General features: G+C 38.6%; 12 protein-coding genes. 4 read left to right on the forward strand and 8 right to left on the reverse strand.

Going from position 1 to position 16,201, the window contains the following annotated elements; all coding sequences use genetic code 11:
• Nucleotides 1-10 precede the first annotated feature (10 nt).
• From AN161_RS12945 to AN161_RS12960, 4 genes are all read right to left on the reverse strand, one after another.
• Nucleotides 11-3,064 carry an efflux RND transporter permease subunit gene (locus AN161_RS12945; RefSeq protein ID WP_053594773.1) on the reverse strand — a complete coding sequence of 1,018 codons (3,054 nt, stop codon included), beginning with the start codon at nt 3,062-3,064 and terminating at the stop codon, nt 11-13.
• Between the two features lie 341 nt (nt 3,065-3,405).
• Nucleotides 3,406-4,983 (reverse strand): peptide chain release factor 3, encoded by a 1,578-nt coding sequence (locus tag AN161_RS12950; protein WP_053594774.1) that lies wholly within the window; start codon nt 4,981-4,983, stop codon nt 3,406-3,408.
• 379 nt (nt 4,984-5,362) lie between these two features.
• Nucleotides 5,363-6,829 (reverse strand): UDP-N-acetylmuramoyl-L-alanyl-D-glutamate--2,6-diaminopimelate ligase, encoded by a 1,467-nt coding sequence (locus AN161_RS12955; RefSeq protein WP_053594775.1) that lies wholly within the window; start codon nt 6,827-6,829, stop codon nt 5,363-5,365.
• A 476-nt stretch (nt 6,830-7,305) separates the two neighbouring features.
• The gene (locus AN161_RS12960) at nt 7,306-8,694 is read right to left on the reverse strand and encodes an aldehyde dehydrogenase (RefSeq protein WP_053594776.1); all 1,389 of its coding nucleotides are present in this window, start codon (nt 8,692-8,694) and stop codon (nt 7,306-7,308) included.
• Nucleotides 8,695-8,904: 210 nt separating this feature from the next.
• On the opposite strand from AN161_RS12960, the gene AN161_RS30145 reads away from it, so the two are divergent.
• The 3 genes from AN161_RS30145 (at nt 8,905) to AN161_RS12970 (ending at nt 10,517) form a co-directional block, all read left to right on the forward strand.
• Nucleotides 8,905-9,060 carry a hypothetical protein gene (locus AN161_RS30145; protein ID WP_198926879.1) on the forward strand — a complete coding sequence of 52 codons (156 nt, stop codon included), beginning with the start codon at nt 8,905-8,907 and terminating at the stop codon, nt 9,058-9,060.
• Nucleotides 9,061-9,092: 32 nt separating this feature from the next.
• Entirely contained in the window at nt 9,093-9,416 is a 324-nt protein-coding gene (locus tag AN161_RS30335) for a hypothetical protein (RefSeq protein ID WP_053594777.1), read from the forward strand.
• Between the two features lie 414 nt (nt 9,417-9,830).
• Nucleotides 9,831-10,517 carry a YjjG family noncanonical pyrimidine nucleotidase gene (locus AN161_RS12970; protein WP_053594778.1) on the forward strand — a complete coding sequence of 229 codons (687 nt, stop codon included), beginning with the start codon at nt 9,831-9,833 and terminating at the stop codon, nt 10,515-10,517.
• 348 nt (nt 10,518-10,865) lie between these two features.
• Here the strand turns inward: AN161_RS12970 and lpdA are convergent, their stop codons facing one another.
• A complete protein-coding gene (gene lpdA, locus AN161_RS12975) occupies nt 10,866-12,200 on the reverse strand; it encodes a dihydrolipoyl dehydrogenase (RefSeq protein ID WP_053594809.1) in 1,335 nt (444 codons plus the stop codon).
• A gap of 121 nt (nt 12,201-12,321) precedes the next feature.
• Between lpdA and AN161_RS12980 the strand changes: the two genes are divergently transcribed.
• Entirely contained in the window at nt 12,322-12,870 is a 549-nt protein-coding gene (locus tag AN161_RS12980; protein ID WP_053594779.1) for a hypothetical protein, read from the forward strand.
• A gap of 57 nt (nt 12,871-12,927) precedes the next feature.
• Here the strand turns inward: AN161_RS12980 and AN161_RS28850 are convergent, their stop codons facing one another.
• Genes AN161_RS28850 through AN161_RS12990 form a run of 3 tightly spaced genes read right to left on the reverse strand, consistent with a single transcriptional unit; the run spans nt 12,928 to nt 16,023 of the window.
• On the reverse strand, nt 12,928-13,242 hold the full coding sequence (locus AN161_RS28850) for a hypothetical protein (protein WP_143114788.1): 315 nt from the start codon (nt 13,240-13,242) through the stop codon (nt 12,928-12,930).
• A gap of 59 nt (nt 13,243-13,301) precedes the next feature.
• Nucleotides 13,302-13,898, reverse strand: coding sequence for a hypothetical protein (locus AN161_RS12985; protein WP_053594780.1), 597 nt, complete (start codon nt 13,896-13,898; stop codon nt 13,302-13,304).
• A gap of 43 nt (nt 13,899-13,941) precedes the next feature.
• Complete coding sequence (locus AN161_RS12990) at nt 13,942-16,023, reverse strand: catalase (RefSeq protein ID WP_053594781.1); 2,082 nt, start codon at nt 16,021-16,023, stop codon at nt 13,942-13,944.
• Nucleotides 16,024-16,201: the final 178 nt, after the last annotated feature.

Consider the following 16,201-nt stretch of genomic DNA (forward strand, 5'->3'; position numbering starts at 1 on the left):
CCCCCTAAACTTAGCGCATCTTCCTAGTTTCTTTATCCATTAAGCTATAAACAATCGGTACAATATATAATGTCAGCAAAGTTGATGTCACAAGTCCTCCGATTACTGCAATTCCCATCGGTTGATTCATCTCTGTTCCCTCGCCAATGCCAAGAGCAAGTGGCAACAATCCTAAAATTGTTGTTAGTGCAGTCATTAAAATTGGTCGAAGTCGATCCTGTGTAGCAAGTAAAATCGCATCATACGTCAACATTCCTTTGGCTTTTTGCTGATTAATGTAATCTACAAGTACAATTCCGTTATTTACGACAATCCCAACGAGTACTAATATTCCTATAACAGATGTCACACTAACTAGCGTGTTCGTAGCAAACATCGCAATGGCAACGCCAATAATCATTAATGGTACTGTGAACATGATGACGAATGGATATTTGAATGATTCAAACTGTGCAGCCATCACGATATACACAAGCACTATTGCTAGTGCAACCGCTAAAAGCATATCATTGATCGCACTATCATAAAGCTCTCGATCTCCACTAAAGACAACTTGAGTTTCGGATGGTAAATCAGCTTTTTTCAATGCTCGGTCCACTTTAGCTGACACCCCTCCTAATGATTCCTTCGTTTCATACTCGACAAAAAATGCAACAGCAGCCGCCTGATCAGAACGTCTAATCGATACTGGTCCTTCCTTTATAGAAACAGTGGCAATGTCCTCTAATTTTACAAATAAACCAGCAGGTGAACGAAGTTGCATCGATTTTAATGACTCGATACTATCATTAAATACTTGTCCAAAGCCTGTATAGACAGGCAATACGGCACCATCCTCTGCAATTATTTGAGTAGTTAGCTGTCCCTTTGTCATTTGATTGACCGTTTGAGCAATTTGTGCAGGTACAAATCCGTAGTCTTTTGCCTTTTCTCGGTCTACTTCGACTTGTATTTCTTTTACAGTGATATCTAAATCCGTAGATACCTTTGTGACGGCATTTACTTTTGATAGCTCCTGCTGCACTTTATCAACAGAGCTATGAAGTCTTTGTTCATCAGAGTCTGTTAACCTAAACGTTAATGTATTTGGTGAAGAACCTGTTGACGTTGAGACATTGAAGGTGATTTCAACTTGCTCACCAAGTTCGGCATGCAAATCTCGCTCAACCTCTTCCACAAATTCGAAAATCGAACGGTTCCTATCTGCTAAAGGGACAAGTTTTACATATAGCTCTGCTTGGTTTGCACTTGTTTGTCCTCGTGCTTGTGACTGCTGTGTACCACCGATTAAGCTAACATATACGTCAACATCTTTCTCCTGTTTTAAGCGTTCTTCAATTTTCGCAACAACTTTTTCTGTTTCTGATACTGCTACCCCTTTTTCAAGATTCACACTAATGGATGCAAATCCTTCATCGGTTGGCGGTAAAAACTCTGTGCCAATTTTCATAAGCCCAAATAACGCAAGTCCAAAACAGACAACTGTTGAGATCAATACAAGCATGCGGTGACGCAGTACCCAAATAATTGATGATTTGTAGCTCTTGTAAAAAGATGATTCGTTACGTTTTTCATAAATATTTGTAGATTTCATTTTTAACAGACGACTTGCAAGCATTGGGACAACTGTTAGCGCAACGACTAAAGAAGCAATTAAGCTAAAAGAAATAGTTAATGCAAATTCTGTGAAAATTTGTCCTATTAATCCTTCAATAAACATCACAGGAATGAATACCGCAATTGTTGTGAGAGTGGAAGCAGAAATTGCAAGCGCCACTTCCTTTGTCCCTTCCTTAGCCGCTACTATCGGGTCCTTGCCGAGTCCTAAATGTCGTTCAATATTTTCAATAACAACGATAGCATTATCAACAAGCATACCGATGCCAAGTGCTAACGCTCCCAATGTCATAATATTGAGCGAGAAATTTGCAAAAAACATTAAAACAAATGTAACAATAACCGAATAAGGAATTGCAATTCCAATAATAATAGGGCTTTTCACACTTCGTAGAAAGACAAAAAGTACGAACATTGCAAATAATCCACCTAAAAGTAAAGAAGATCCGATATTGTTAATCGCTAAATCTACATAGTTTCCTTGATCCACTAGCACATCCGCAACGATTCCTTGATATTCCTTCTTCGTTAATAAATCATTTAAAGCTTCTTTAAAAGCTTTTGAGACCTCTGCCGTATTAGCGCCTGATTCCTGTAATACAGACATTAAAACTGCAGGATGCTCATTTGCTCGTGTTGTAGTTATAGATTTTTGCTCCGCGCGCTCAACAGTCGCTACTTCTCCAACTGTTAATGCTTTACCATCTATTGGATTTACCGAAATGATTAAATCAGCAATGCTTTCTGGCGAATTTAATGTGCTAAGAATACGAGTAGTTAACATCTTCCCATCGGCTGTTAACACTGGTTCACCTGGAAGAGATACATTGTTCGATTGAATAATTTGAATAACATCTGCTTGGGTTAATCCTTTTTCAATTAACTTCGATTCATCTAAAGTTAGTTGAACTTCTTCTACCAGCTTACCGGAAACATTTACACTTGCGACACCTGCTGTTCGACGAAGCTCTTTTTCCAAGGCTTCCGCCAATAATCGCACATCTACATTATCATTCTCCGCACGTAGCGAAAGCTGTATGATAGGAAATTGTGATGGATCAAATTTTAAAAAGCTAGGCTTCTCAGCATCATTCGGTAAAGGGGTCATATCGATACGTTGTAAAATATCGAGCTGAACATCTTCAATATTGGTTGCCCAATTAAACTCGAGAATAATTAAATTGGATCCTTCTTGGGAGGTAGACTGTAGTTTTTTAATCCCTGGTAAGGTGGCAAGCGTTGTTTCTAAAGGCTTCGTTATTTTCTCATTAATCTCTGTTGGACTTGCACCAGGATAAGAAGTAACAACAACGCCTATTGGTGGACGTAACTCTGGTATGAGCGTAATAGGTATTTTTAATAAAGATACGCCACCTAAAATAATGACTAATAGCATCGTAACGATTGTAAAAACAGGCCTTTTAATAGAAAAATTACTAATATTCATTTTGTACAGACTCCTTTTCTATCTCTTCCTTTCTATGATAGCCGAAAAGGAGAATATTTTATAAATTTGGGCATCACCATAACGTGTGGATGATTTCCGTTCCGGCTGGGCGCTTTCCTGGGGGGCGTCCGATGATCCCCAAGGAGTCGCCTAGTCTCCACTCCAATCAACATATTTATGGCATACGTTTTAACAAATGTTATTTTCATCCTTTTAGGAGATGAGCTCCTTAGAAGCTGTTCATCAGGCTTATATTTCCTAATACTGTATATATTCTACATATAGCTCCAAATTTCCTTGTAAAAAAACACGAATCGCAACATGTCGATTCGTGTTTTTTATTATAAGAGACTATACAGTTCAATGTTTTCGTTTTTATCAGCAAACCAACGCATGGCAAATTCATTTTCAAATAGGAAAACAAAATTATCAAAACGGTCTTTTACAAGCATTGAACGACCTGAAGACATCGATTCTTTAACCTCTTCTTCATTTTCAATCCATCTTGCAATTTTCGAACCAATTGGCTCCATCTTCACTTCAACATTATATTCGTTTTTCATACGATGCTCAAAAACCTCAAATTGTAATTGACCAACTGCTCCCAGAATAACTTCTTCTGTATGCAACGTTTTATAATATTGAATGGCGCCTTCTTGTACTAATTGTAAAATCCCTTTATGGAATTGCTTAGATTTCATGACATTTTTCGCAGTTACACGGACAAATAGCTCCGGTGTGAACTGTGGCAATTTTTCAAATTGGAATGTCTTTTTACCACCTACGACTGTGTCACCAATTTGATAAGTGCCTGTGTCGTATAAACCGATAATATCGCCTGCAACAGCTTCATCTACTGTTTCACGATCATCAGCTAAGAATTGTGTTGATTGTGTCACTTTGAATGATTTACCTGTACGAGATAAAGTCATGTTCATGCCACGCTCAAATTTACCCGATACGATACGCACAAAGGCAATACGGTCACGGTGTGCAGGATTCATGTTTGCCTGAATTTTGAAAATGAAGCCTGAAAACGCCTCATGCTCAACTGGATCAATAAATTGTTCATCCTCAGTAATTCGAGGCTGTGGTGTCGGTGCAAATTGTAAATATGTTTCAAGGAATGTTTGCACACCAAAGTTTGTTAAAGCAGAACCAAAGAAAACAGGTGTTAATGCACCACGACGAATTTTTTCTTCAGAATACTCATTACCCGCTTCGTTGAGCAACATTATGTCGTCCATTGCTTGTGAATAATAAGAAGTCACCTTCATCGGATGCTCGATTGCCAGTTCTCCATTATCATCAATTGGCAAGAAGCGCTCTTTTTCATCAGAACGGAATTGCTCAATACGCTTATTATATCGATCGTAAATACCTAGAAACTCTTTACCCATACCGATTGGCCAGTTCATTGGGTAAGCATTAATGCCAAGTACCTCCTCAAGCTCTTCAATCAGTTCAAGTGGCTCCTTCCCTTGACGGTCTAGTTTATTGATAAACGTAAAAATCGGAATACCACGCATTTTACAAACTTTGAACAGTTTTAAAGTTTGTGCTTCAATACCTTTTGCAGCATCTACAACCATGACAGCACTATCCACTGCCATTAATGTACGATACGTATCCTCCGAGAAATCTTGGTGACCTGGTGTATCTAAAATATTGACACGTGAGCCATTATAATCAAATTGCATAACTGAAGAAGTTACCGAAATCCCACGTTGCTTTTCAATCTCCATCCAGTCAGATGTTGCAAACTTACCTGTTTTTTTCCCTTTTACCGTACCGGCATCACGAATCGCACCACCAAATAGTAAAAGCTTTTCTGTAATCGTCGTTTTCCCAGCATCAGGGTGACTGATAATGGCAAAAGTTCGACGCGATAATATATCTTTTTCTAAATTTGAACTCATCTCGTCATTCTCCTTTTTTCATACTTACTAATAATAAAAGAAGACTCACCTTTCTTACAACCTTTTTACATGAATTCCCCAAAAAAGAGGTTCTAGATTGAATATTTTGGGTGAAGCACAATGTGTAGCTTATCCAAAACATTCCGGTCTCTTCTCCCTTTCCACCGACTGACTGTCAGGCCTCCTCGGTTTGAGAACGGGGTCTTGGCTAGCCCATTTTTTAGGCAGGAGTGTCAGGGCATTTACCTCCAATTGGAACCCAAAAAGAAAACCCCTTAGTACTAACTAAAAGGTTCTCTAAATATCGTGAACTTATCACATCATTGCATGGCGTTTACACTATCAAGTACGCTCTAACATCCTAATTGGAGATTATAGACTATACAAATTTTAAATGGCCAGCTTCTATTGCAATTTCTGCATCACTATGAGGATATTTTGTATTCTCAATAATTTGATAATCTTCATGCCCTTTACCAGCAAAAATAATTATATCCCCTGGTTCAGCAACTTCAATCGCATGACGTACTGCCTCGGCACGATCTCCTATACATGCATAATTTTCATGTAGCATCCCTTTGGCAAGATCACCTGTTATACTACCGTAATCTTCATAGCGTGGATCATCTGTCGTTAAAATAACGTAATCAGCAGCTGAAGCCTTTTCAGCCATTGCTGGACGTTTCGATTTATCGCGATTGCCACCTGTGCCAACTAGGAAAATAAGCTTGCCTTTTTTATATGGTTGAGCTGAAGAAATTGCCTTTTCAATTGCGTCAGGTGTATGTGCATAATCAACAAAAATTTGCACCGGTAAATCTGAGCAAACCTTTTCCATGCGTCCCTTTACTGGTGGTAGTTGCTCAATTTGCTCAATGATTGTTTCCATTGAATAACCGCGGCCATAAAAAGCGACCATAGCAGCCAGTACATTGTAAATATTGAATTCCCCAAGTAAATTCATTGTCACATGATATATTCCCTCTTGCATTTCGACGTCAAAAGAAGTCATGTAATCATGATACTCACAGTTAATAGCACGGAAATCAGCTGCTTCATTATTTAAACCATATGTCCATACTGGAAATGGTGTCATCGCTGCATAGCGCTCTGACCAAGCATCATCAGCATTTAACACGACAAATTTATTCTTTTCTAAATCTTGTCCAAGTTGAGAGAATAATAAGCCCTTCGCATGGCCATATTCCTCCATCGTACCATGGAAATCAAGATGATCATGTGTAAGATTTGTAAAAATAGCCACATCATATTCTACACCAGCCAGGCGTCCAAGTGCTAAACCGTGTGAAGATACCTCCATAGTCATTAATCGGCAGCCTTCCATTTTTGCACGGAAAATCATTTGTTGCGTCGATAATGCATCGCTCGTAGTATTTGCAGATTCATATAAAATACCATTTAAATTAAAGCCGATTGTTCCTGATAGTGCAGATTTCTCGCCCATACCATGCATTATATTTTGAATAATACCTGTTACTGATGTTTTTCCATTTGTTCCTGTTACGCCAATCATTGCCATATCCTTTGATGGATAATCAAAAAATTTTGCAGCTAGCAAGCCAACTGCTCGATCCGTATCTTTCACAACGACCTGTGCAATAGATTCACCTAATGGTAATTCACGTTCAGCCACAACAATTGTCGCGCCAGCATCAACAGCTTTCTGTGCATAGTCATGACCATCTACTGTGTAACCTTTTATACAAACAAACATACTATTCGGTTGCACACTTCGCGAATCAACTACAATATCACTTACTTGGTCAGGTAGTACTCCAATTATTTTTTTCAAAGGTAATGCACTTAACAATTCCTCTGCATACATTTCATAGTCCTCCAATCGATCTCTACACTCATTTCATCATTTGTTGTTTTTTCGACAAAAAATGATAATATGAATACCCCCACATTCTATTGAATTTATTTTACTACTTATTCGCACATAAAGAAAATGCCTCTTAAGACGTTTTTTCGATGAAAACGCTATCATTTTAATATATCTTTAATATTTCAATGAAATTTGACTCATCACCATAACATGGGGTCGATTTTCGTTCCAACTGTTAGCGTCCGATGAGCCACTTCGCTTGCGCTCTTGGGTCTCATTTCTCATCTGTGACGCTGTTCCTCAATCAACTTATATACATGGCATCCGTTTTAACAAATGTCATCTCCAACTTTTATGTCGAAAACCCAAAATTCACCTGACTTATCAAAAATCGGCATTTATCGACAACTTGGAGAGCTTGTTTAAAAAGAGTGAGGTGTCTAAGATCTTTAGTGATCCGACACCTCTGTTTACTATTTCATAATAGTTCGTACAAGCTTAACTTTTTGTTTATACGGAGGAAAGAGAACATTTGTCTCTAACTTCGAGGATTTTTTTAATATAGATTTTGGGTGGGTAAAGTTTTCAAAACTTGCCTTCCCGTGGTATGCTTTTGCCCCTGATGGTCCAACACCGCCAAATGGTAAATGTAAATTTCCAACATGGGTAATCGTATCATTAATACATCCGCCACCAAATGGTAATTCCTCTAAAAAGTACTGAGTAGCTTTTTCATGCTCTGAGAAAAAATACGCCGCTAATGGCTTTGGTAACTGACGAATTTGGTGAATGGCAAGCGGTAAATCATCATACATCATCACAGGTAAAATCGGACCAAATAGTTCATCCTGCATCGAAGGACTTGACCATTTCACATACTCAATAATCGTAGGCTCAATATATAAATCGTCACGATCTGTTCTACCACCAAATGTAATGGCATCACGTTCTGCTGCAATAATTTGCTGTAAACGATCAAATTGTCTTAGATTGACGATACGGCCGTAGTCAGGGCTTTTTATTGCATTTTTACCATAGAAGGAACGAATAGTTTCTTTCAATATTTTCATAAATCGGTCATAGACATTTTTCTGGACAAGGACATAATCTGGTGCCACACAAGTTTGTCCAGTATTTGTAAATTTACCCCAAGCAATTCTTTTCGCTGCTACTTCTAAATTAGCTGTTTGATCAACAATTGCGGGACTTTTCCCGCCAAGTTCGAGGGCAATTGGTGTTAATCGTTCCGCTGCTGCCTTTGCAACAACTTTTCCGACTGCCACACTCCCTGTAAAAAATATATAGTCAAAGGATGCATGAATAAGTGCCGTCACTTCTTCCTTTTCCCCCTCGACAACTCGCACATAGGAAGGATTAAACGTTTCTTCAATTATTTTTTTTACAATCACTGCTGTATGCACAGACGTTTCTGATGGTTTTACAATAGCTGTATTACCACCTACAATTGCACCGATTAATGGCTCCATTACAAGCTGGAATGGATAATTAAATGGACCAATGATTAATGTCACTCCATATGGCTCTCGAACAATAAAGCTTTTCCCCATCTGGTATTGAATTGGCGTTTTTACAGCTTCTGGCTTCATCCATTCTTCAACATGCTTTACCATATGAGAAATACTATCTAAAACAATACCCATTTCTGTTGCATATGCCTCAAACTCACTCTTTCGTAAATCTAAATGTAGAGCATTCAAAATTTCTTTTTCATATTTTAAAATTGATTTCTTCAGTTTTATTAATTGCTCTTTTCGAAATTTTGTACTCTTCGTCGCTCGAGAAAAATAAAATTGACGTTGCTCTGTAATCATATTTTCTACATCTTGTGTCGTAAAATTCATAATAAAAGCACCCCTTTTTTTAAAATGGCATACATAGTTTTTTCATTTCGAAACAAACTATCTTTGTCTATACGATACAACATTGACAACCAAAATTCCTCTTTCTTAAATGGGGAGATGTGTAAAGAATAAGTTAGAACTGTAGACGGTTTTGTGATTTCGGGAAATTTACAACTACATATTGAAAATTTGAAACGGGGGCGTAGATGAATGACAACAACAACAGGAACTTGGTGGGAGTCTATTTTTTCTGGACCATTAGCGCACGGTGTTTGTGAAGAAAAATTATTGCTATTGCAAGATGAGGCTTTCTTATATCTCTCTACAACACCGATTGAGAAAAAAGAAGAACCTGAAGTTAATTAATAATAGCGCGTTATAGGAGGTTACTTCCTATAATGCGCTATTTTGTACTTCACCAAAAATTGTGGATGACCTTTGCTAAAACGTATGCAAATTCATATAAGTTGTTGGCGTGGAGACTAGGGGAAAGCGTCACAGATTGGTGGTGTGCTTCTTTTGAAGCGGAACACTTATCTCTTGCATGGTTCTATGAAACGCTAATCACTTATGTCCTTCTCAAATGGCTACATACTCATATAAAATCGAAAATAATAAAGTGCGAGAAACTGTTCTTCGCTGCCGTTGTACGTTTACTACTTCTTGATCACTTATCACTCCTGAATAGGTATAAATCAGAAAAACTTAAAGAAACAGGTTAATCAACTAGCATGGTTTTAAACAGACTCTAATACTCTTTTCACGATGGAAACCTCCCCTACAAAAAATTAAAAAAGGCTTCTCTGCACGACCATCAAGTATCCATTTTGATGACTCAGATATAATTTTGCTTTTCCGAAAATGAGGTAATAAATATATAGTAATTCTTCTCTTTCGTTACAAATTAATTCTTTTTTTGAAAAGAATGAACTTCTGTATATGGAAAAATATCAAATGAAACGAACGTTTAAAAGTAGAAGTGCTGTACATAATTGTAAATTTCATCTCATTTTTTTCGTTTTTCACCTCTCATTTTGTATGAGATATCTCCTATTCTTTTTACAAGAAGAAGTGATACGTTTATTTGAGAACAAAAGAAAAAGCATATTTTTATAAAGGAAAGGGAGAGAAGCAACATGAAGAAATATCAAACATTACTATTTGATGTAGACGATACATTATTAGATTTTAAAGCAGCTGAGAGAACGGCGTTACATTTACTCTTTGAGGAACAAAAAATCCCTTTAACTGATGAAATTACAGCACATTATAAAACAATAAATCAAGGCCTGTGGAAATCCTTTGAAGAAGGAAAAATAGACCGAGATGAGGTAGTGAATACTCGATTTTCAATTTTATTTGAGGAGTACGGCCAAAAAGTTGATGGATCTTTGTTTGAACAGAATTATCGTAGTTATTTAGAAGAAGGGGATCAGCTTATTCGTGGAGCCTTTGAACTAATACAAGATCTCCAAAGCGAATATGATTTATATATTGTTACAAACGGTGTTTCCAAAACACAAGATAAACGCCTGCGTAATTCGGGGTTACATTCATTCTTTAAGGATATTTTTGTTTCAGAAGACACGGGCTATCAAAAGCCAATGAAGGCATACTTCGATTATGTTTTTGCACGAATTCCTAATTTTTCTGTGGAGAAAGGTTTAATTATCGGTGATTCCTTAAGTGCGGATATTAAAGGAGGACAGTTAGCAGGATTAGATACATGTTGGTTTAATTCTGCAAAGAAACCGAATCATACTGGAATTGTACCGACTTATGAAATACAAAGTCTTAATGAGCTGTATCAAATTTTACGATAATTACTATCTTATTCACTAGCTCTTTAAAGATGGAAAAGTGTCTTATGCAATAAGCCAAAGAAATAGAGGGAAATGTATTAGTTAAGGTACAGCTGTTATTGTAGAATAGTGAAAACTCGCGTTATGTACGTGAGTTTTTTTCATATGAATGAATTTAGGACTTATTGTAATTTTCGTGAAAAAATTTACCATATAAAAAATATGTGTGTTTTTGTCTGCAATAATAATTGGAAGGCGCCTATTCAATAAAGAAACTTTTTAAATTCCATTCATCTCGAAATAGTAAAAAACTACATTCCATCGACGAGAAGGATAGCCTTCCGCTGAAGAATGTAGTTTTTGAGACCATTAATCGTGAATGGCTTTATCAAAAATAGCTTTTGCAGCATCCCCAATATGCTCTGATACTGTAGGATGTGGGAAAATCATATTTGCGAGAGTCTGGGCAGTGCCACCAGCATTTTTAGTAGCTAAAATGGCATTTAACATTTCTGTTGCCCCATCAGCAACAACACATGCTCCTAAAATACGACCTTCCTTTGTCGCAACGAGCTTAATAAAGCCCTCTGTATTTCCTTCCATTAATGCCTTAGGGTTTGTATGTAAAGGCATTTGAGTCACCGTATAAGGTTCTTTAACCTGCTCTTCCAGTAAACCAAATGTCGCAATTTCAGGATGTGTATAAACGCAGCGAGGAATCGATGTTTGATCAATCAGTGCTGGCTTATTTCCTAAAATATAATCCACAACATGAATTCCTTCTGCGCTCGCTGAATGTGCTAGCTGGTAACCACCAACTAAGTCGCCTATGGCATAAATGTGTGGTTGACTCGTTTCAAGATGCTCATTGACAGCAATCAATCGACCATCGAATGCTAGACCAAATTGCTGAGCTATTTCTGTATTTGGGCGCCGACCTGTTGCAAATAAAAGATTTTCATATGTATAAATTCCTTTAGATGTATGAATTTCATTGCCATTAAAATGCTCAAATTGGAAATCTGTCACAAGCTCAATACCAAGTTTTTTCATCTTTTCTCGAATAATCGGTCGTGCATCCGGCTCTTCAGTCTGTAAAATATCCTCACTATGATTGAGCATCGTCACCTTCGTTCCAAGTGGTGCTAAGCTAAATGCCATCTCCACTGCAATAACGCCACCACCGATTATTGTTAACTGCTTAGGAAGTTCCTCCATACCAAAAAATGTATCCGTTGTATAATATGAAGACGTCTCTAAACCTTTAAACGGTGGTACGAATGGTTTACTTCCGGTTGCCAAAATAATATCCGTTGCAGTAAAGGTCTCATTTCCTACAGTTACTGTTAAATCCTTAGCTACCACCGCTTCTCCTCGATAGAAGGTAATTTGATTGCTCAAAATATATCCCTCAATATTCGTTAAAAGCTCGTTAATAATAGCATCTTTACGTTTCATCAATCGCGGAAAATCCACATTTACTGTAGGAGTTTCAATACCCCAGTCATTACCACGTTTTATTTCTTGCATGAGCTTACTATGCTCCAATAAAATTTTCGAAGGAATACAGCCGACATTATAGCAGGCCCCTCCAACTTTATCACGCTCTACTAAAGCGACCTTCTTACCACTTTTGGCTGCATGAATGGCTGCAACATATCCCCCAGGACCTGCACCAATAATTGCAATATCAAATTTTTCCACGAAATTCACCTCATTTACCACCATAGCATTTACAAAATTTGAATGCAATGGCATATAATTTGCAGGAAATTCAGAAACATTTTGTCTACTCCAACGTCTACTGCCGTAAAAGGAGGATTGTATGCCTAAGACATTTTTATTGTTAATATCTATGCTACTACTAGTTGTTGGCTGTCAGGAAAAGCAAGCTGTGAAGCCCACACCAAGTAAGAAATATTCACAAACTGCGACTACACAACAAGGAGATTTTCTTTATGAACTTTCTATTTCAAAACCCACCTTTACAGAAGGGGAATCAATAAGCATAACTGCAAAACTTACGTATGTAGGGCAGGCGCAAAACGTAACTATTTACCATGGAGGCTCCCCATTTTTATTTAATTTGCAGGAAACAACACGAAATTTTGAAATACCTAGTGGAATGGATACTCCTCTGATTACACGTACTCTAGAACGAAATGTGCCCTATGAAGAAGTCTATACGAGTGGAGGCTTGTACGACGAATTTTCAGAACCTAAACTCGTTGAATTTATGAAACAAACAATGAATGGTCATTTTCCAAAAGGTCATTATATCGTAAATGGGAGTACCGATTTTTACACAGAAGACCCTAATGAACAAAAAACAGAATACAAACCATCAGCAACAATAGAATTTAAGGTGCAATAAGCAATGAAAAGTCTCTCACTATTCGTTATAGAACAATGAGAGACTTTTATTTTTGAATTAGATACTTGAAACGAGCATTTTTATCATGGTGGATGAAGTAAAAGGGGGTATCGCTTCTTTATTTGCTTTGCTTCCGCGGGTATTCTCTCTGCCGCGGGTATTTGCTCTGCTTCCGCGGGTATTCGCTTTGCTTCCGCGGGTATTTGCTCTGCTTCCGCGGGTATTCACCCTGCTTCCGCGGGTATTTGCCCTGCTTCCGCGGGTATTCGCTTTGCTTTCGCGGGTATTCATTCTGCTTTCGCGGGTATTCTCTCTGCCGCGGGTATTTGCTCTGCTTCCGCGGGTATTCTCTTTGCTTCCGCGGGTATTCATTCTGCTTTCACGGGTATTTGCTCTGCTTCCGCGGGTATTTGCTTTGCTTCCGCGGGTATTTACTCTGCTTCCGCGGGTATTCTCTCTGCCGCGGGTATTCGCTTTGCTTTCGCGGTATTTGCTTTGCTTCCGCGGGTATTCTCTCTGCTTCCGCGGGTATTCACTTTGCTTCCGCGGGTATTCTCTCTGCCGCGGGTATTCGCTTTGCTTTCGCGGTATTTGCTTTGCTTCCGCGGGTATTCGCTTTGCTTCCGCGGGTATTCACTTTGCTTCCGCGGGTATTTGCTCTGTTTCCGCGGGTATTTGCCTTGCTTCCGCGGGTATTCTCTCTGCCCGGGTATTTTCTTGCTCCGCGCGGGTATTTGCTCTGCTTCCGGGTATTCTCTTTGCTTCCGCGGGTATTCATTCTGCTTTCGCGGGTATTTGCTCTGCTTCCGCGGGTATTCACCCTGCTTCCGCGGGTATTCTCTTTGCTTCCGCGGGTATTCACCCTGCTTCCGCGGGTATTTGCTTTGCTTCCGCGGGTATTCATTCTGCTTCCGCGGGTATTCTCTCTGCCGCAGGTTTTCGCTTTGCTTCCGCGGGTATTTCCTTGCTCCGCGCGGATATTCGCTCTGCTCCCGTGGGTTTTCGTTTTGCTTCGCGCGGGGATTCACTCTACCCTAAGATATTCTCCTTTTGCGCGGAAACAATGTAAGGTTAATAAATATTTCGTTGCCAAAAGCGTTGTTGGGCAATGGCATTTACAAATTTTTTAGCAAAATTTTTATCGCCAGTTGCCAACACAATTCCTGGCCCTACATTGGCATTAGACATATTGAAAAATATCGTTCCAGATGTAGCTATGCCAATCGGTTTATAATGTCTATATGATTCATTGATGTAATTAACAATATGCGAATTAAATTTTGCCTGATTCTTTGCTTTTACGCCTACAACATATAACGAGTCAAATAGTACCGCATCAGTAGTAATAAATGTGTCACTTGCCGTTAACTGTATGCCATCACTGCTAGTAACAATCCCTAATCTGTCGGAAATAATACTGTATCGAACACCCTGTCTTGTTAAAAATTTCAGCACTTCTCCAACTTCATTTGCGTCAAATCCATCACCTATTAACACGCCTACCTTAAGTGTCTGAGGTACTTTTATTGTATTAGCCTGGCTGAGGGCAGGTGAGGATAGCGTGACATTTATTTGCTCTCCTTTTGGACGATTAACACCAATATTATCGGCCACAGTCGTTGCCATTGCTTTATCAACACGGACAAACATATCGACCACCTGTTGGCGAACGGACTTACTTTTTACCTTCCCTACCTCAAAGCTAAAGGCATCAATGATGTGCTGTTTTTCAGGAGGTGACATACTATTCCAAAACAGCCTTGCCTGTGAAAAATGATTATCAAACGATTTACTCCGTGCTCGTGTGATACGTCCTTCAACCTTTTCTTCATAATGGACAAAGCCACCTTCCCTTGCAGTAGATGTTGATGGTGTATTATTGGCCAAGGAATTTTTATGATAGCTCACTCTTCCTACATTAATTGTTTGCCGACTAAAGCCATTGCGCTGATTGTTATGAAATGGACAAACGGGTCGGTTAATCGGGATTTCAGAAAAGTTTGGTCCCCCTAGACGTATTAGCTGTGTATCTAAATAAGAAAATAGCCTCCCTTGCAAAAGTGGATCATTTGTAAAATCTATGCCTGGTACAACATTTCCAGGGTGGAAGGCGACTTGCTCTGTTTCAGCGAAAACATTATCCACATTACGGTTCAAGGTCATTTTTCCAATCTTTTTAACTGGCACTATCTCTTCAGGCCAAAGCTTTGTTGCATCCAAAATATCAAAATCAAATTTAAATTCGTCCTCTGGTTCAAGCATTTGTACACCAAGCTCATATTCTGGATAATCGCCAATCTCAATTGATTCCCATAAATCACGTCGTTGAAAATCCGGATCCTTTCCAGCAATGATTTGCGCTTCATCCCAAACGAGTGAATGAACACCTAACACAGGCTTCCAATGAAATTTCACAAATCTCGACTTTCCTTTATCATTGACGAAACGGAAAGCATGAACACCGAAGCCTTCCATCATTCGAAAACTTCTAGGTATTGCTCGATCAGACATATGCCACATAATCATATGCGCAATTTCCTGATTGTTCGCCACAAAATCCCAAAATGTATCGTGCGCTGAGGCTGCTTGTGGCATTTCATTGTGAGGCTCAGGCTTTACCGCGTGAATTAAATCAGGAAACTTAATGGCATCCTGAATAAAAAAAACAGGTATATTATTACCAACTAAATCATAATTGCCTTCATCCGTGTAAAACTTCGTCGCAAAACCACGAACATCACGTGCAGTATCCATTGACCCTAAACTTCCAACCACAGTCGAGAATCTTACAAAAACAGGTGTTTTCTTTTTTGGGTCCTGTAAAAAGCTTGCCCTTGTATAATCTGTCATTGACTCATACAGCTCAAATTCCCCATGTGCCGCAAAGCCCCTTGCATGTACAACACGTTCTGGAATACGTTCATGGTCAAAATGTGTTATTTTTTCTCGAAAATGAAAATCCTCCATAATGGTTGGTCCACGAATCCCAGCCTTCAGCGAATCCTCATCATTCGAAACTTTTAACCCCTGATTCGTCGTCATCTTTTTCCCATCATTATCGACACGAAACTGCTCTAGCTGCTGATCCTTTGCATTCTCGTCTAAATTTTCGCGCTGATTCGACTTAGAGTTATCCACGCAATCCCCTTTCATTCCAATACTCATAATTCTCAATATATACTATATGTTTTTATGGAATAAACATGCTTCAAGGCGTTGCTATAGAAGAACTTTCACAATTATTTCTTGATTTACGACAAAATAACTATTCTGTCCCTTTAGCACAAAAAGTCGCTACATCATAGAACCCTCATTTTACTTTCTTATTATT

The organism is Lysinibacillus sp. FJAT-14222, from assembly GCF_001278875.1.
Taxonomy (GTDB): Bacteria; Bacillota; Bacilli; order Bacillales_A; family Planococcaceae; genus Lysinibacillus; species Lysinibacillus agricola.